At 70.2% G+C, this 16,212-nt stretch carries 18 protein-coding genes; 10 read left to right on the top strand and 8 right to left on the bottom strand.

Going from position 1 to position 16,212, the window contains the following annotated elements; genetic code table 11:
* Nucleotides 1–46 precede the first annotated feature (46 nt).
* On the bottom strand, nt 47–562 hold the full coding sequence (locus tag LC438_RS15515) for an FHA domain-containing protein (RefSeq protein WP_223587107.1): 516 nt from the start codon (nt 560–562) through the stop codon (nt 47–49).
* A 69-nt stretch (nt 563–631) separates the two neighbouring features.
* Entirely contained in the window at nt 632–964 is a 333-nt protein-coding gene (locus LC438_RS15510; RefSeq protein ID WP_105674750.1) for a hypothetical protein, read from the bottom strand.
* Nucleotides 965–1,042: 78 nt separating this feature from the next.
* Here LC438_RS15510 and LC438_RS15505 point away from each other — a divergent pair, with 78 nt between their 5' ends.
* On the top strand, nt 1,043–1,390 hold the full coding sequence (locus LC438_RS15505) for an ATP-dependent DNA ligase (RefSeq protein WP_105674748.1): 348 nt from the start codon (nt 1,043–1,045) through the stop codon (nt 1,388–1,390).
* Nucleotides 1,391–1,408: 18 nt separating this feature from the next.
* Here LC438_RS15505 and LC438_RS15500 read toward each other — a convergent pair whose 3' ends face one another.
* Together LC438_RS15500 and LC438_RS15495 are read right to left on the bottom strand one after the other, a co-directional pair.
* Entirely contained in the window at nt 1,409–1,711 is a 303-nt protein-coding gene (locus tag LC438_RS15500; RefSeq protein ID WP_105674746.1) for a hypothetical protein, read from the bottom strand.
* A 58-nt stretch (nt 1,712–1,769) separates the two neighbouring features.
* Nucleotides 1,770–2,327: a Dps family protein gene (locus LC438_RS15495; protein WP_223587106.1), complete on the bottom strand. Its 558-nt coding sequence runs from the start codon at nt 2,325–2,327 to the stop codon at nt 1,770–1,772.
* A 174-nt stretch (nt 2,328–2,501) separates the two neighbouring features.
* Between LC438_RS15495 and LC438_RS15490 the strand changes: the two genes are divergently transcribed.
* The 5 genes from LC438_RS15490 to LC438_RS15470 all read left to right on the top strand — a co-directional run bounded on the left by LC438_RS15490 (nt 2,502) and on the right by LC438_RS15470 (nt 7,177).
* Nucleotides 2,502–3,998 (top strand): L-serine ammonia-lyase, iron-sulfur-dependent, subunit alpha, encoded by a 1,497-nt coding sequence (locus LC438_RS15490; protein WP_223587105.1) that lies wholly within the window; start codon nt 2,502–2,504, stop codon nt 3,996–3,998.
* 54 nt (nt 3,999–4,052) lie between these two features.
* Nucleotides 4,053–4,808 carry an AAA family ATPase gene (locus tag LC438_RS15485; RefSeq protein WP_223587104.1) on the top strand — a complete coding sequence of 252 codons (756 nt, stop codon included), beginning with the start codon at nt 4,053–4,055 and terminating at the stop codon, nt 4,806–4,808.
* Between the two features lie 152 nt (nt 4,809–4,960).
* Nucleotides 4,961–5,557 carry a TetR family transcriptional regulator gene (locus LC438_RS15480; RefSeq protein WP_223587103.1) on the top strand — a complete coding sequence of 199 codons (597 nt, stop codon included), beginning with the start codon at nt 4,961–4,963 and terminating at the stop codon, nt 5,555–5,557.
* Nucleotides 5,558–5,684: 127 nt separating this feature from the next.
* On the top strand, nt 5,685–6,446 hold the full coding sequence (locus LC438_RS15475) for an ABC transporter ATP-binding protein (RefSeq protein WP_223587102.1): 762 nt from the start codon (nt 5,685–5,687) through the stop codon (nt 6,444–6,446).
* The gene (locus LC438_RS15470; RefSeq protein ID WP_181155897.1) at nt 6,443–7,177 is read left to right on the top strand and encodes an ABC transporter permease; all 735 of its coding nucleotides are present in this window, start codon (nt 6,443–6,445) and stop codon (nt 7,175–7,177) included. Before LC438_RS15475 ends, LC438_RS15470 begins: the two co-directional genes overlap by 4 nt.
* A gap of 13 nt (nt 7,178–7,190) precedes the next feature.
* On the opposite strand, the gene hrpB is transcribed toward LC438_RS15470, so the two are convergent.
* The 4 genes from hrpB to LC438_RS15450 all read right to left on the bottom strand — a co-directional run bounded on the left by hrpB (nt 7,191) and on the right by LC438_RS15450 (nt 12,593).
* Complete coding sequence (gene hrpB, locus LC438_RS15465) at nt 7,191–9,743, bottom strand: ATP-dependent helicase HrpB (protein ID WP_223587101.1); 2,553 nt, start codon at nt 9,741–9,743, stop codon at nt 7,191–7,193.
* 188 nt (nt 9,744–9,931) lie between these two features.
* On the bottom strand, nt 9,932–11,512 hold the full coding sequence (locus LC438_RS15460; RefSeq protein WP_223587100.1) for a flotillin family protein: 1,581 nt from the start codon (nt 11,510–11,512) through the stop codon (nt 9,932–9,934).
* Between the two features lie 187 nt (nt 11,513–11,699).
* On the bottom strand, nt 11,700–12,128 hold the full coding sequence (locus tag LC438_RS15455; protein WP_105674730.1) for a MarR family winged helix-turn-helix transcriptional regulator: 429 nt from the start codon (nt 12,126–12,128) through the stop codon (nt 11,700–11,702).
* A 69-nt stretch (nt 12,129–12,197) separates the two neighbouring features.
* On the bottom strand, nt 12,198–12,593 hold the full coding sequence (locus LC438_RS15450; RefSeq protein ID WP_105674728.1) for a VOC family protein: 396 nt from the start codon (nt 12,591–12,593) through the stop codon (nt 12,198–12,200).
* Between the two features lie 75 nt (nt 12,594–12,668).
* Between LC438_RS15450 and LC438_RS15445 the strand changes: the two genes are divergently transcribed.
* The 4 genes from LC438_RS15445 to LC438_RS15430 all read left to right on the top strand — a co-directional run bounded on the left by LC438_RS15445 (nt 12,669) and on the right by LC438_RS15430 (nt 16,189).
* On the top strand, nt 12,669–13,430 hold the full coding sequence (locus tag LC438_RS15445; RefSeq protein ID WP_105674726.1) for a TetR/AcrR family transcriptional regulator: 762 nt from the start codon (nt 12,669–12,671) through the stop codon (nt 13,428–13,430).
* Between the two features lie 293 nt (nt 13,431–13,723).
* The gene (locus LC438_RS15440; RefSeq protein ID WP_223587099.1) at nt 13,724–14,515 is read left to right on the top strand and encodes a class I SAM-dependent methyltransferase; all 792 of its coding nucleotides are present in this window, start codon (nt 13,724–13,726) and stop codon (nt 14,513–14,515) included.
* Nucleotides 14,516–14,595: 80 nt separating this feature from the next.
* A complete protein-coding gene (locus tag LC438_RS15435) occupies nt 14,596–15,120 on the top strand; it encodes a PadR family transcriptional regulator (protein ID WP_223587098.1) in 525 nt (174 codons plus the stop codon).
* On the top strand, nt 15,113–16,189 hold the full coding sequence (locus tag LC438_RS15430; protein WP_223587097.1) for a BtrH N-terminal domain-containing protein: 1,077 nt from the start codon (nt 15,113–15,115) through the stop codon (nt 16,187–16,189). The genes LC438_RS15435 and LC438_RS15430 overlap by 8 nt, the downstream gene beginning before the upstream one ends.
* Nucleotides 16,190–16,212 lie beyond the last annotated feature (23 nt).

The raw sequence follows: 16,212 nt of genomic DNA, 5'->3' as shown, positions 1-16,212 counted from the left end.
GTTCGTCCTGATGTCCTGCGATGCGCCGTGATCCGCGGATGCCGTGTCAGGCGTCGGTGCGCGGCTCCCGCTGCGGGCCGTCCGAGTAGTCCGGCCGCGGGGGCTGCACGGGCTGATCGGAGTACTCGCCGCCCTCTCGCCCTCCATACGGGCGTCCGTGGTCGGCGAACTCCTCGCGGGCGAACACGAGGGTCCACGGTCCGGCGGTGAACCGGGCTCCGGTGCGGAGCGTCTCCGTGCGGGCGCCTCCGTGCGTGGCATCCGTGCCGGGGCTCGCGTTCATCTCGCCCTCCCCGTGCAGCTCGAGGACGTACTCGTCGCGCTCGTCGTGCGTGATGGTGGCGTGCAGCGGCTCGGTGTCGGCGAGGCGCAGGTCGCTGTCGTCGGCCGAGCCGATCCGCACCAGGTCGGACTCGATCGCGTACTCGGCGCGGTCGTCGTCGCGGGTGATGCGCAGGCGCGGCGACCCTGCTCCCCACTCCGCGTGGGTGGTCGTGGGAACGTACCGCTCGTCGTCGGGAATGCCGGCGTCGTCTGCACCGCGGTCGTCTCGTGCGTCCATGGACCGCACCTCCTCCGTGTCGGCCCTCAGGCTAGGCAGACGCGGATGCTGTGGCGCAGGGGGTTGACTTCAGTCCTCCGCAGTGATCCCATCTTCGCTGGAGATCATGTCGGCCGTGACGAGGACGATCCCGCCGGAGGAGTTCGCGGAGTTCGCCATCGCCGCGATCCACTCCGGCTGCAGCGGAGGGGGAGTGGGATCGTCGAACACGAACCGCAGCGGGATCGACGGATGCAGCCAGATCGTCGAGCGACCGGGGACGTCGCCCTCCGGGTGCGCCCACGACAGGGTGAAGCTCTCGTTGCGACGGAGCTTGGTCGCCACGACCACCTTGAGGTGCGCCAGGGCGAGGTCGTCGATGTGGATCGGATCGTCGGCGTTGCCGTAATAGAACATGCCCATGCGTTCTACGCTACGCAGAGAGGGTTTGGTCCGACAGCATTCGTCGGGCCTCTGTCATCGAGTCGAGGAGAACAGCGGATGGGCAAGTTCGTCTACGAGGGCGATGTCAAGACCGAGATCGAGGATCGCGCCCTCACGCACCTTCAGCTGGTGATCACGGCGAAGTTGCGTCGGGGCGAGCCGTTCCCGTTCAGCTGGCGTGAGGACGCGAGCGTGGGCGGCGGGCGGACGACCGTGTGGATCCAGCCGGGCAGCGCCCTGGTGTTCAAGTACTTCGGCAGCAGGCAGCCGTCGATCAACCGGGCCTGGATCGAGGCTCTCGCGTTCACCGCCAACGCGCCGAGCGGCCTCTACCTGGTGCCGGAGCCTGCGGAGGCCGGCTCGGAGCCGGGGTCGGGCGAGGTGCCGGTCACTCCGCCGATCTGAGGCGCAGCGGGCGCGGGGTCAGGGGAGATCGAGCTGATCGAGGTTGAGCTCGCCCGAGGCGTTGAGCCGATTCATCATGGCCGTCACGCGCGACGGATCCAGCGCGGGGATCTCGGCATGGTCGTAGCCGAACTGCAGGGGGATCGCCGGATGGATCCAGATGGTCATGCGCGCGTCCGGCCCGTCGCCCTCCGGGCTCCAGGTGAGCATGAAGCTCTCCTGACGCCGCAGCTTCGTCGAGATGACGATCTTCACGTGCGCGAGAGTGACATCGTCGATCGGGATCGGCCCCGAGGTGCCGTCGTACTTCAGCCTGCCCATACCGCCCAGTATCGCCGATGCCCGGAGGCGGCGGGTGACAGCCGCCGCCGGCACGTCGTCACTTCGTCTTCGGAGTGCGGTTCTCCGCGCTGACCATCCAGGAGAGCTGCTCGACCCTCTCGAGGATCGCGTGCAGCATGTCGGCGCTCGTCGGATCCTCCTCGTCGACCTCGTCGTGCACATCGCGGCAGGTCGCGGCGACCGCGTCGAGCCGGGCGGTCATCAGATCGATGGCGTCGCTGGTGAGGATCTCCCCCTGCGGCGCGTCGGCGAGCGTGGTGCTCTTCGCCACGACGGCGCTCCTCCCGTCGGGGAGCGCGTGCAGCGCCCGCATCCGCTCGGCGATCGTGTCGGCGAAGCCGCGCGCCGCATCGATGATCTCGTCGAGCTGCAGGTGCGTGTCGCGGAAGTTCCTGCCGACGACGTTCCAATGCAGCTGCTTGCCCTGGCTCGCGAGCTCGATGAGATCGACGAGGACGCGCTGGAGGTCGTCCGTCAGCGCGGCCGAGGCGGTGAACGCCGACTCGGCTCCCTCCTTCACCGTGCGCCGCGCGGTGGACGACCGCGGCGATCTCGTCGCGGCCTTGCCGGTCTTCTTGATGTCTGCAGCGCTCATGTGCGTCGCCGTCCCTTCGTGGTGGTCTGTCGTCTCGTCGTCCGTGAACGGCTCACGCTAGGTGCGGATGCCGGTGAGAGGAACGGCCTTGCGCGCGTCGACCGGGGGAGGTACACGCGCGTCGGGATCGCGGAGACACGCCGCCGCCGAGGGCACGGGGCGTAGGCTGAGACGGTGACTGCGTACGTCTCGGCCTTCGACCTGTTCTCCATCGGAGTGGGGCCCTCGAGCTCCCATACGGTCGGCCCGATGCGGGCGGCTCTCGAGTTCGCCGGGCGGCTCGGAGCGACCGACGCGATCGACCGTGTCACCAGGGTCGGCAGCACGCTCTACGGCTCGCTCGGCGCCACCGGCATCGGTCACGGGACGCCGGATGCCGTCGTCGCCGGTCTCCGCGGACTCGCCCCGGAGACCTGCGACCCCGCCGACGTCCGCTCGGCGTGGACCGACTTCCCCGCGGGGGCGTCGCTCCGCCTGAACGGCACGCACGAGGTGGCGTTCAGCAAGGACGACATCGTCTTCGCGCCCCGCACGCGCCTCCCGGGTCACCCGAACGCCATGACCATCACGGCCTGGGATGCCGACGGCGGCGCCGTCGCGGAGGAGACCTATTACTCGATCGGCGGCGGCTTCATCCGCCGCGACGGCGAGGAGGCGAAGCTCTCCACCGCCGCCCTGCCGTACTCGTATGCGGATGCCGCGTCCCTCCTCGCGCTGTGCGACGAGAACGGGCTCACGATCGCCGAGCTCGCGCGTCTCAACGAGACCGCCATGCGCAGCGAGGAGGAGGTCGCCGCGGGGCTGGACGCGATCTGGGACGCGATGGCCGCATGCGTCGACGCAGGGCTGCACGCCGACGGCGTCCTCCCCGGCATCCTCAAGGTGAAGCGTCGCGCTGGGACGATCCGCGCGCAGCTCGACGCCTCGGAGGCAGACGGCCACCGGGAGCTCCCCGGCGAATGGCTGGGCGCCTTCGCTCTCGCGGTGAACGAGGAGAACGCCGCCGGCGGACGCGTGGTCACGGCCCCGACGAACGGTGCGGCAGGCATTCTGCCCGCCGTCGCGATGTACTGGTGGCGCTTCCTCGCCGACTCGGGTCTCGGCGCGGGCAACGCGGTGACCCCCTACGGCGAGCTCGTCGGCAGCGCCCTGCTCGGCTTCGGCGCGGAGGCGTCGCTCGTCGCGGTCGGCGCGATCGAAGACCCTGACGCCGTCGCCGAGGCGAACCGCCGCCGTGGCATCCGCCGCTTCCTGCTCACCGCGACCGCTCTGGGGTCGCTGTTCAAGGCGAACGCGTCGATCTCCGGAGCGGAGGGCGGATGCCAGGCCGAGGTCGGATCGGCGTGCGCCATGGCCGCCGGCGGGCTCACCGCCGTCATGGGCGGCACCAACCGGCAGATCGAGAACGCCGCGGAGATCGCGATGGAGCACCATCTCGGGCTCACGTGCGACCCCATCGGGGGGCTCGTGCAGATCCCCTGCATCGAGCGCAACGCGATCGCGGCGTCGACCGCCGTCACCGCGACCCGCCTCGCCCTGCGCGGCGACGGCAGCCACTACGTCTCCCTGGATGCCGTCGTCGAGACCATGCGCCAGACCGGACTCGACATGTCGACGAAGTACAAGGAGACCAGCGAGGGCGGCCTCGCGGTCAACGTCATCGAGTGCTGACGGCGTCCCCGTCTCATGTCAGCGGCTCCGGGTAGCCTCCTCGGAGGAGGTGGCATGGAGTCGATCTGGAAGGCCGGCAGCAGGCGTCGCCGCGAGCAGCCGGTGGTGGCGGTGCGCCCCGCCGACGACGCTCCGGCGCCGAGCCGGCAGTGGCCGACCAGCATCCCCGCCGTCGCGCAGGTGCTGCGTGACGGCATCGACCTCGCTCCAGGAGTGACGTTCCTGGTGGGCGAGAACGGCAGCGGCAAGTCGACCATCGTCGAGGGGGTCGCCGTGGCCTACGGGCTCTCGCCCGAGGGCGGTTCCCGTCAGGCCATGCACAGCACCCGCCCGACCGAGTCGCTGCTGTCGGACTGGATCCGACTGCAGCGCGGCGTGGGGGCCAATCGCTGGGGCTTCTTCCTGCGGGCCGAGACGATGCACTCGTTCTACACGTACCTCGAAGAGAATCCGTCGACGAGGGGTCCCGACATCCCGTTCCATGAGATGAGCCACGGCGAGTCGTTCCTCGCGATCCTGGAGAGCCGCTTCGACGAGCCCGGCTTCTACTGTCTCGACGAGCCCGAGGCGGCGCTGTCGTTCCAGTCGACGCTCGCGCTCATCGCCGTGCTCCAGCGCATCGTCGACGACGGCGGTCAGGTGCTGTGCGCCACGCACTCGCCGGTGCTCGCCGCCCTGCCCGGTGCGCAGATCCTCGAGGTCGGTGACTGGGGCATCCGCCCCGCCGCGTGGAACGACCTCGAGCTCGTGAACCACTGGCGGTCGTTCCTCGACTCACCGGAACGCTACCTGCGGCACCTCCTCGCCTGAGCACATGTGCGGCGGCGGGCGGCGGGCCGCGGTCGCCGACGGCGGGGCGCGGTCACCTGAGCGCAGGTGCCGACGGCGGGGCGCGGTCACCTGAACGCAGGTGCCGACGGCGGGGCGGCGGAGCGCGGTCACCGGGTCGTAGGCTGTCGAGCATGACCGAGTCGAGAGCGCCGCGGCGCCGCGGGCGACCCCGCGGAGGAACGGACTCGCGGGAGCGGATCATCGGGGCGGCGGTCGACGAGTTCGGCGAGCACGGATACGACGGCTCCACGATCCGTTCGATCGCCGCGCGCGCCGGGGTGGACTCCGCGCTCGTGCACCACTACTTCGGCACCAAGGCCGATCTGTTCGCCGAGGCCGTCGGCATCCCGCTCCGGCCCGACATCGACGTGCCCGCGATCCTCGCCGGCCCGCAGGACGAGGTGGGGGAGCGGCTCATCCGCTACCTGCTGGACTCGTTCGAACAGCCGGAGATCCGCCGCCGCGGGGTTATGCTCATCCGCACCGCGATCGGCAGCAAGCTCACGACGCCGCTGCTGGCGGGGTTCCTCTCGCGCGAGCTGATCGGACGCATCGCCAAGGCCCTCGGCGTCGACGATGCGCAGCTGCGCGCCAGCCTCGTCGCCTCCCAGGTGGCGGGGCTCCTCATCGCCCGCTACGTCGTGAAGCTCCCCGCGCTGACCGCGGCTCCGATCGACGAACTCGTCGCCAGGGTCGCACCGACGGTGCAGCGGTACCTCTTCGACTGACGCGACGGATGCCGCGGCATCCCCCTCTCTTGGCTATCCCTTCCGGCAGTGAGCGGATGCTGTGGCCCCGCGCCGTTGTCGACGACATCCATTGACCTCGGCGGCGCCCGGGCGCATAATTCATCACATGATGAATAACTCGGCGGTCGAGATCACCCAGCTGCGGGTGCGGCGGGGGCGGACGCGCGTGTTCGACGGCATCGACCTGACGATCCCGCGGGGAGAGATCACGGGGCTCCTCGGCCCGTCGGGGTGCGGCAAGACGACGCTGATGAGATCGATCGTCGGCGTGCAGCGGATCGCCTCGGGTGAGGTCTCCGTGCTCGGCGAGCCCGGTGGCTCGGCACGCCTGCGGGACCGCGTCGCCTATGGGACGCAGGGGGCCGCGGTCTACGGGGATCTGACCGTGCGGCAGAACCTGTCGTACCTCGCGGCGCTGCTGAGGGCGCCGAAGGGAGACGTCGACCGCGTCATCGACGAGGTCGGTCTCCGCGATCAGGCGGGGCAGCTCGTCGAGTCCCTCAGTGGTGGGCAGTCCACGCGGGTGTCTCTCGCGATGGCGCTGATCGGCGCTCCGGAGCTCGTCGTGCTGGACGAGCCGACCGTGGGCCTCGACCCCGTCCTCCGGGCCGAGCTCTGGGGGCTGTTCCGCGCACTGGCCGATCGCGGCGTGACGATGATCGTGTCGAGTCACGTCATGGACGAGGCGCTGCGCTGCGACCGGCTGCTGCTCATGCGCGATGGACGGATCATCGCCGACACGACCCCGCGGGCGCTGCTCGACGACACCGGAACGTCCGATCCGGAGGCCGCGTTCCTCGCCCTGATCGAGAGGGACCGTGCAGCCCACGGGTCGGGCCGCCGCAGCCGCAGGGAGGTGTCGGAGTGAACGGCCGGCGGATGCTCGCCACCGCCGCCCGCGTGCTCGGGCAGCTGCGGCACGATCCGCGCTCCATCGCGCTGATGCTGATCGCGCCGAGCCTGCTGGTCGGGCTGTTCGCCTGGCTGTTCAGCGACCAGGACGGCGTCTTCGACCGCTTCGGCGGGGCGATCCTCGCGCTGTTTCCGTTCATCGTGATGTTCCTGATCACCTCGATCACGACGCTGCGGGAACGTCGCTCGGGCACCCTCGAGAGGCTCATGACCACCCCGCTCGGCAAGGCCGACTTCATCCTGGGCTATGCGCTCGCATTCGGTCTCATGGCGGTGCTGCAGGCCGTGATCACGGTGTCGTTCGCGGTCGGGGTGTGCGGACTCGACGTCGAGGGTCCGCTGTGGCAGCTCGGACTCGTCGCCGTGGTCGACGCGCTGCTCGGCACCGCGCTCGGACTGCTCGCGAGCGCCTTCGCGCAGACGGAGTTCCAGGCGGTGCAGTTCATGCCGCTGCTGGTGTTCCCGCAGATCATTCTCGGCGGACTCTTCATGCCGAGGGATCAGATGCCCGACGTGCTGCACGCGATCTCGGACTGGCTGCCGCTGAGCTATGCGATCGATGCGATCGGCGCGGTCACGGCCGGTGACGAGGGATGGGACGTGTACGGGCCGCTGCTCGTGGTCGCGGCATTCGCGGTGGGCGCGCTGGTGCTGGCGGCGCTGACGCTGCGGCGGCGCACGCGCTGAGGTCGGGGCGGTCTCACCGCGCGGCGCGGTTCTTGGTGTGCCTGGTCGGCGCGGCATCCCAGGGGTCTTCGGGCCACGGATGCTTGGGGTAGCGCCCGCGCATCTCCGCACGCACCTGCGCATACGGACCCGACCAGAACGACGCGAGATCGTCGGTCACCGCGAGCGGGCGTCCGGCGGGGGAGAGCAGGTGGAAGAGCACGGGAACCCTGCCGTCGGCGAGCCGCGGGGTCTCGGCCCAGCCGAAGCACTCCTGCAGCTTCACGGCGACGACGGGGCGTGCGCCGGGGTCGTCGATGGGCGGGTAGGCGATGCGGATGCGGGAACCGGTGGGCACCTCGAGACGTTCCGGCGCGAGTTCATCCAGCCGCGCGGCCTCCGGCCAGGGCAGCAGGCGGCGGAGGGCGGGGGCCAGGTCCACTCTCGCGGTCGGGGCGCCGCCGGCCAAGGCGTCGAGCTCCGGCGCGAACCACCCGTCGAGCGTGGCGAGCAGAGCGGCGTCGGAGACGGCAGGCCAGGGCGACCCGCACTCGCGATGCAGCAGCGCCAGGCGGCGGCGCAGTCCGTCGGCGGCATCCGACCAGGTGAACATGCTCAGACCGTCTCGTCCGATCGCCCGACGGACCGCCTCGCGCCCGGCCTCCGCCGACGCGCGCACCGGGGAGGAGGAGAGCACGATCGCTCCGACGCGGCGTTCGCGGCGGGCCTGCACCCGACCGCCGACGAACTCCGCCTCGACGCGGTCGGTCAGCAGATGGCTCGCGGCCTCGTCACGCTGCTGTTCGCTGAGCACGGCGGCGGATCGCACGATGGCGCCGGATCCCGCGGCTGCGCGTCCGGTCGCGCGCGTGACGTCGGCCACAGCCAGCCACTCGGCCGATGCCAGGGGGCCGCGTAGCCCGGCGCGGGTGCCGGATGCCAGCAGGTACGTCGCGCCCTCGGCCGTCCGCTCGACGCGGCGGGCGATCCGCTCGGGGAAGGCCAGGGCGACGACGAGTCCGGCGCCGTCGAGTCCGGAGCGGGCATCAGGCGCCGGGGCGACCAGACGCTGCAGGCGATCTACGTCGTTGCTCCACCTCCGGGCCTCCGGACCGCGGGCTCCGCGGAGGTCGATGAGCGCCCTGGCGACGTCGGAGTCCGCGATGCGCACGTCGCCGCCCAGCAGCGCGACGACCTCGGCGGCGAGCCGGCTGCCGACCAGGGGGCCGCCGTCGCGGAGGGCGCGGGCGAGCCGCGGGTCGGCCGGGATGCGGGCGAGTGCACGGCCGTCGTCGGTGGCGCGGCCGTCGTCGTCGATCGCCCCGAGCCCGCGCAGCACGGACAGGGCGTCGTCCAGAGCGTCGGCGGGCAGCGGGTCGATCAGGCGCAGGCCCGACCCGCCCGGCGCCCCCCAGCAGCTGAGCAGCAGCGCGGCATCGGCGAGATCGCTCGTCGCGATCTCCGGGGCCGGGCGAGCGGGAGCGGCCGCGTACGTGCGTTCGTCGACGCAGCGGATCACGGTCCCCGGGCCCTGGCGGTTCGCGCGTCCGGCGCGCTGCACGCAGGTCGCCCTGGATGCCGCCGACGTGACCAGCCCGGTCATCCCGCGCGAGGCGTCGCGCTGCGGATGCCGGGACAGGCAGCTGTCGACGACGAGACGCACACCGGGAACCGTGAGCGAGGACTCCGCGAGCGAGGTGGTGACGATGATGCGCGGCGGCTCCTCCGGGCGGCGACCGCGGATCACGGCATCCTGCTCGCTCGCGCGCAGCTGCCCGTGCAGCTCCCGCACGTCGAACCCGCCACCGGCGTCTCTGAGGCGTCGAGCGATCTCGGACACCTCGCGGGCGCCGGGGGCGAACACCAGCACGTCGGCTGTCGAGTCGTCACGGGTCAGGTCCCGAGCCGCGGATGCAGTGGTGCGTGCGACGTGATCGAGGAAGGCCCATGTCACCCCGCGATCGTCGAGACGCGGGGCCGGGCTCGGAGCCCAGCGCTCGGTGAGGGGGAAGGCGGGGACGTCGTGATCGACCACCGGTGCGGGCGCGGCATCCGTTCCGATGACCGCGGCGATGCGGTCGGCGTCGAGCGTGGCCGACATCGCGACGAGAGCGAGGTCGTCTCGGAGCTCGCGGACCTCGGAGAGCAGGCCGATCAGGAGGTCCGTCTCCAGCGCGCGCTCGTGCACCTCGTCGATGATCACGGCGTCGACGCCGTCGAGGCCGGGGTCGTCCAGCATCCGCCGCAGCAGCACTCCGGCGGTGACGAACTCGACGCGCGTGTCCCGCCCGGCCTGGCGCTCGCCGCGCACCGTGAACCCGACTCGGCCGCCGAGGGCCGTGCCGTCGAGCTGTGCGAGCCGTCGGGCCGCAGAGCGGGCGGCAACCCGGCGCGGCTGGGTGACGATCACGCGCCCCGCGGAGCGGTTCGCCAGCAGCGGCGGCACGAGCGTGGTCTTGCCGGTACCGGGAGGGGCGCTCACGACCACCGCGGTGCTCTCGTCGAGAGCGGAGGAGAGCGCGCCGAGGGCTGCCGCGAACGAGAGCCCCGCGCCGAGGGCGGCGAGGTCGAAGGCGGCGGAGGTCATCCCTCCAGTCTGCCGGTTCGGGGGCGCCGGTTCTCCAGAACTCCGGAGATCCGGGTGCGGCGGATTCCCAGTGCGTCGTCTCGGCGCGAACGCTGACGAATCTCGGCGTCATGCCCGGCCCGACCCGTACACGACGGATGCCGCGACCGATCCGGCCGCGGCATCCGCTCTTCTGCGTGTCTGCTCGACTACTCCGCTGCGGGAGGCGGAGGAGTGGTCGGCTTCGGCTCGCGCTTGGCGGGCGCGGGGGTGGCCGCGGCGACGCCGGCGCCGATCCCGCGTCCGACGGCCTGACCCTGGATGATCGACGCGAGGTCGAGTCCGGTCGCCGCGCTGACGCTGTCGAAGACCGACTTCAGCGCCTTGGCGCTGTCGGCGCCGACGAGTTCCGATGCGCCGTCTCCGGAACCGCCGATGATCGACACGTTGCCGATGGTGGAGTAGCCCTTGGCGAACTCGGCCATGATCGCGGGGAGGGTCTCGAGCACGCGCTGCGAGAGGAACGCGTCCTGGTTCGACGCGATGGCCTTCGCCTCGGCCTCGACGGCTGCCGCGCGCGCCTCACCCTCGGCGCGGATGGCGTCGGCCTCGGCGTTGGCGCGCAGACGGCGGGCCTCTGCCTCTGCCTCGGCCTGGGCGCGGAGCGCGTCGGCCTCACCGGTCGCACGGGCGATCGCGGCCGCAGCCTCACCGGCGGCCTTCGCCTGGTCGGCCTGGGCCTGCTGCTCAGCGATGCGGGTGCGGGCCTCTGCCTGCTTGACCTGCTCGATCGCCGCGGCCTCCGCCGCACGCTCGCGCGTGTACAGCTCGGCCTGTGCGCGGGTCTCCGCCTCGTACCGCTGCGCGTCGGCGACGCGCTTGACGTCGGCGTCCAGCTGGGCCTGCTTGTTCTCGGCCTGCTGCTGGAGCACTGCCTGCTCGGTCTGCGCGCGCGTGAGGTTCTCGGCCTGCTCGGCCTCGGCGCGGGCCCGGCCGATTCCGGCGTTGGCGTTCGCGGTGTTGGTGTCGAGCGCGGTCTGCTCGATCAGGTTCGCTTCCTGGTTCGCGATGTTCTTCTGGTTGATCGCACGGTCGGCGTTGGTCTGCGAGATCTCCGCGGCCTGTCGCTTCGCCTGGATCTCGGGGGCGCCGAGCGACTGGATGTAGCCGACCTTGTCGGTGATGCCCTTGATCTGGAACGAGTCGAGGATGAGGCCCTGCTCGGCGAGCTCCTGCGAGACGTCGGCGGCGATCTGGTCGGAGAACTTCTTGCGCTCGCGCATGAGCTCGACGACCGAGAGCGTGGCGACGATGCCGCGCAGGGCGCCCTCGAGCTGCTCGGTGGTGAACTGCTCGATGGCCTTGTCCTGCGAGGCGAAGCGCTCGGCGGCGCGGCGCACGTACAGCGGGTCGGAGCCGATCTTCACGATCGCGACGCCATCGACGTTGAGGGTGACGCTGTCGAGCGACTGCGCCTCGGCGTTGAGCGACACCTGCCGCGAGCGCAGGGAGATGATCTCGTGGCGCTGCGTGATCGGGTTGACGAGCGACTTGCCGTTCACGATGACCGTGACGGGGGACTCCTCCATCTCGGCGCGGCTCGATCCGTCGGCCGAGATGATGGCGCGTTGCACCTTCTGTTTGCGCCCGGAGATGACGAGAGCCTCGTCAGCCCTGGCGACCTTGATCCAGCTGCGTGCGAACAGCAGCAGGATCAGGAGCAGGACGACGACGATGACGACCGCGATCCCGACGATGATGAGGATGCCGACGATTCCGGCGATCTCCATGGATGACCTCCCTTTGCCCCCCTCGGGGGTGGTCTGCGATGCCGACGCGGAGATGTCGGCACTCGGTTCCACCCTGCCAGAAATGCGCGGGGGCCGCTGAAGGGTCGTTCAGTCTAAGCGTCGCGCGTTCGGCGAGAAGTCGGGCGTTCGGCGAGAAGAAGCGTGCGGGTGCGCGCGGCTCAGGAGGTCAGCGCCGGCGCAGCTTCTCGGCGAGGTCGCGGAGGGTGCGGAGCTCGTCGTCGTCGAGGCGCGACATGCGGTCGGCGATCGAGCGGCCGTGCACCGTCGCGAGGGCGCGGAACGCCCTGGCGCCGGCATCCGTCGCCCTGATGAGGGCTCCGCGGCCGTCGTCGGGGTCGGGGCACTTGGCGATGAGACCGCGGGTGACCATGCGGTCGACCAGACGGGAGACGCTGGGCTGACTGATCAGCATGTTGCCCGTGACGTCGCGCAGCCGCGAGGTCATCTCGGGGGAGCGGGTGACCGTGAGCAGCACGTCGTACTCGGCCTGGGTGAGGTGGGCGTCGTCGAAGTCCTGGACCATCTCGTCGAACAGTTCGTGCTGCGCGCGGAACAGGCTCTCCCATGCCTCGAGAGCGAGTTTGCGATCGGTCATGGAGAACAGCGTACTGGGAGCCGCCGACACGGGCGGGGCCGACCGGAAGGGTCCGGCCGGCCCGGTCGGTCAGCCCTGGTCGTGCTCGGGAGTCATCCACTGCACGAGCTGATAGATCACGCCGTTCGGGTCGGCCATCTGGAAATAACGCTCTCCCCACGGCTCGGTCTCGATGGGTGTCACGATGTCGACGCCCGTCTCGCGCAGCCGCGCGTAGTCCGCGTCGATGTCGTCCACGGTGAAGACGACGAGCAGGCCGGATGCCGATCCCGCCTGCGATGCGGGCCTGAAGGTGGAGAGTCCGGTGCGCAGATAGATGAGGTGGAAGCCGGCCTGCGGGTGGCTGAGGGAGCTGAACCCGTCGGCCGACATGGCGACCGAGAAGCCCAGGTGCTTCTGCGCCCAGGCGGCGGAGGCCTCGACGTCGGGGACGTTGAGCGAGAGAGCGGACGAGGTGATCTGCATGGGGATCTCCCTTTCGGTAACGTTGTACGGCGTACAATGTAGCTGGTACAACGCAGACGTGGCAAGATCATTCCCGTGACGTCAGAACGCACCGGATCCGGTGAGCCGAGCAGGACGCTCGCCCTCCTGTGGGGTCAGCCGATCGAACCTCGCAAGGGGCCGGCCCGGTCGATCACCGCGGCGAAGATCGTCGCGGCGGCGCTGGCTCTCGCCGACGACGAAGGGCTCGCGGCCGTCACGATGCGCGCCGTCGCCGAACGGGTCGGGGTGTCGACGATGTCGGTGTACACCTACGTCCCCGGAAAGCCGGAGCTGCTCGACCTCATGGTCGACGCCCTCTACCTGTCGATGGAGCGTCCGGACTGGGGTGCGCAGTCGTGGCGCGAGCGGCTCGAGGCGGTGGCGGAGTCCAACCGGATGCTGCTGGCCGCGCATCCGTGGCTGACCGAGGTCGCCGCGCTCAGCCGCCCTCCGCTTGGACCCGGCGTGATGGCGAAGTACGAGCACGAGCTGTCGGCGTTCGACGGTGCCGGTCTCTCCGACGTCGACGTCGATGCGGCTCTCGCCTACCTGCTCGGGTTCGTGCAGTCGCACTGTCGCGCGGCTCACGACGCCGATCGCGCGACGACCGACACGGCCCTCACCGACGCCGAGTGGTGGGCCGCCAACCAGCCCCTGCTCGCACGTGCGTTCGACCCCGCGGTCTATCCCCGGGCTGCGCGCATCGGAGCGGCCGCGGGTGAGGCGCAGGGGAGCGCGTGGGATGCCGGGCGGGCCTGGCGGTTCGGTCTCACGCGGACACTCGACGGACTCGCTGCGCTCATCGACGCCGGCTGACGAGGCGGATCCGTCGCGGCGTGACCGGACGCAGTAAGGGCCGATCGGAGAGGCTTCCGACCGGCCCTTGTCCCTTGCACCAAGAGGTCCTGCAATCACATGAGGTGGATGCCACAGCAAACATTCACCGTGCGATCACTCTATAACGGCGAGGTAACGAATGCAACGGTTTGATCACGGAAATCTGTGAGAGGTGAGAGCGTGTCCCACCTTCTCGTTCTCGCCGATCAGGGCTTCGCTGGGACCGCGTGACTGCAGCGGCCGATTGGTGCTGTCTTGCAGGATGATGAGGCATGGACCAAGACAGAATCGATGCTGCGATACAGGCGTACTACGGCAGTGTTTTTGATGAGCATGCACGGCTGACCACGAGGTCCGCGCAGGGGCGACTCGAGTTCGAGCGCACACAGGAAGTCGTTCGGGCCGCCACCCCTGCACCGGCGCGAGTGCTGGATGTCGGAGGGGCCACTGGTGTTCACGCGGCCGCGCTGGCACGCAGCGGGTACCAAGTGGTGTTGATCGACCCTGTTGAGAGCCAGGTTGCTGCGGCGCGACAGATCGGGACGTTCACCGCTGCGGTCGGAGACGCCCGACAGCTCGACTTTCCGGAGGACTCGTTCGACGCGGTTCTCATGGCTGGCCCCCTCTATCACCTGGCCGAGCGCGAGGAACGCCTGCAAGCACTGAACGAGGCGCGCCGAGTGTGTCGACCCGGCGGATTCGTGCACGCTGCGGCGATTCCCCGGCTGTTGGCTTTCGCCGCGGCGGCCCTCGATCCTGACCTCCTCGACGCCTCCCTCGACGCGTGGCTGGACCTGTTGAGACACGGCGCGCCGGTTCCCTCTCTCCGCTTCCCGGGCGGCCACTTCCACACTCCACAAGAGCTCCAGGAGGAGATGACCGAAGTTGGTCTTCGAAACGTGACAGTCGTCGGGCTCGAAGGCCCGGCCGGTGTCCCTCTGGAGAGCGTCGCTGAGGTGACCGACGCCGACTTTTCTGCTGCGATGCAACTCGCCCGAACGTTCGGAGACATGCCGGACATCCGCGACTTCAGCAACCATCTCCTGGGTTCCGGAATCGTCTGAATCTCGAGCGGTCAGCATCGAATCAGTTGTCGTCTGGGCCGTCCCCAGCGACGCACTATTCTAGTGCTAGAGTAACTGCCATGAACCTGACCCCGACCGAGCTGACCATCCTGGGGCTCATCGCCGAGCAGCCTCGGCACGGCTATGACCTCGAGCAGGTGATCGAGCAGCGCGGCATCCGCCGGTGGGCCGACATCGGGTTCTCGTCGATCTACTACGTGCTCTCGAAGTTGGAGGGTCGCGGACTCATACAGTCCGAGGGCGCCAAGGCCGGCGCCAGATCGAGGAAGGTGTTCCACGCGACAGAAGCGGGCAGGCGCGCGGCGGAAGAAGCCGCTGTCGCGTTCATCGCCGAGAGACGAACCGTCGCGCATCCCGCCCTCGTCGGTCTCGCCAACCTCGCCCTGCTCCCGGAGCAGGAGTACGCGGATGCGCTGCAGCGACGTCTGGCCTGGATCGACGAGCGGATCTCCGGCGTCATCGCGGCCGAGAGCTCGCAGGGTGCTCTGCCTCTGGCTGCGCGCGAGGTCTTCTCTTACTCGCTGAGCCTCCTCGAGGCGGAGAGGTCGTGGCTCGCGGAGCGAGTCCAGGTGTCCGATGAGTGATCAGATGCGGCTGGGGCACGGGGATGAACGGGCTGATGCGACGATCATCGACGGGATCGACGCCTCGGGGGGACTGCACTGCGAGACGACGGCCCTCGGCGTGCTGCTGGAGCGTGCAGGGCTCTCGCTGTCCGAAGCGATGCTGTTCGGGCTGGGGTCGGGTCTGTCGTTCATCTACTGGGATTCCGCGCGGCAGGAGCTCCCGTTCCTCGGCGGACGGGTGAAGCCCTTCGAGCTCACCCAGAACCTGACCTCGCGCCTGGGAATCGAGCTGCGGGTCGAGGAGACCACCTCGCCTCGGAAGGCGTGGGATCGGTTGCGCGCGCAGATCGATCAGGGAAAGCCCGTGGGTCTACAGCTCGACAGTCACGACCTGGAGTACTTCGGGTCTCGGGTGCATTTCGCCGGCCACGTCGTGGCCATGTACGGCTACGACCACGACAGGGCGTACCTGGTCGACACGGCCCAGCAGGGAGGTGAGGTCTCGACGAGTCTGGAGAGCCTCGCGCGTGCTCGTGCAGCGCGGGGCCCGATGTCCGCACGGCACCGCGCCTTCGTCGTGGATGTTCCGACCGCTGCCGCGCGACCCGAGCGGATCCGCGAGTCGATCGTCCCGGCGATCACCGCCTGCGCCGAGGAGTTCCTCGCGCCCCCGATCGCCAACCTCGGCAATCGCGGCATCCTCACCACGGCCACGCGCGTTCCGACCTGGCTCGACCGGGTCGATGACCCGGCCCGCGACCTCCCCGTCATCGCCATGCTCATGGAGCGGGCCGGCACCGGAGGGGCCCTGTTCCGCAACATGTACCGGGACTTCCTGGCCGAGAGTGCGGAACTCGTCGTGCACGAGACTCATGCCGACGTCATCCGTGAGAGCGCGGTCCTGTTCGCGGAATCCGCGCTCCTGTGGGCTCGGGTCTCGGAGTGGATCGCGCGGGCAGGCGAAACGCAGGATGCGGAGTCACTGGTCGAGGCGGCAGAGATGCTGCGGCGCATCGCGGAGATCGAGACGGCCGCGATGACACGGCTCGCTTCGCTGAGCGACACGGGGGAGACCCGTGGAGCGTGACGCCGTCGGCATCCGTGTGAGCG

Origin of the sequence: Microbacterium sp. OVT16B (assembly GCF_019969705.1) — a bacterium.
GTDB lineage: Bacteria > Actinomycetota > Actinomycetes > Actinomycetales > Microbacteriaceae > Microbacterium > Microbacterium natoriense.
This window is presented reverse-complemented; position numbering and strand designations above follow the sequence as displayed.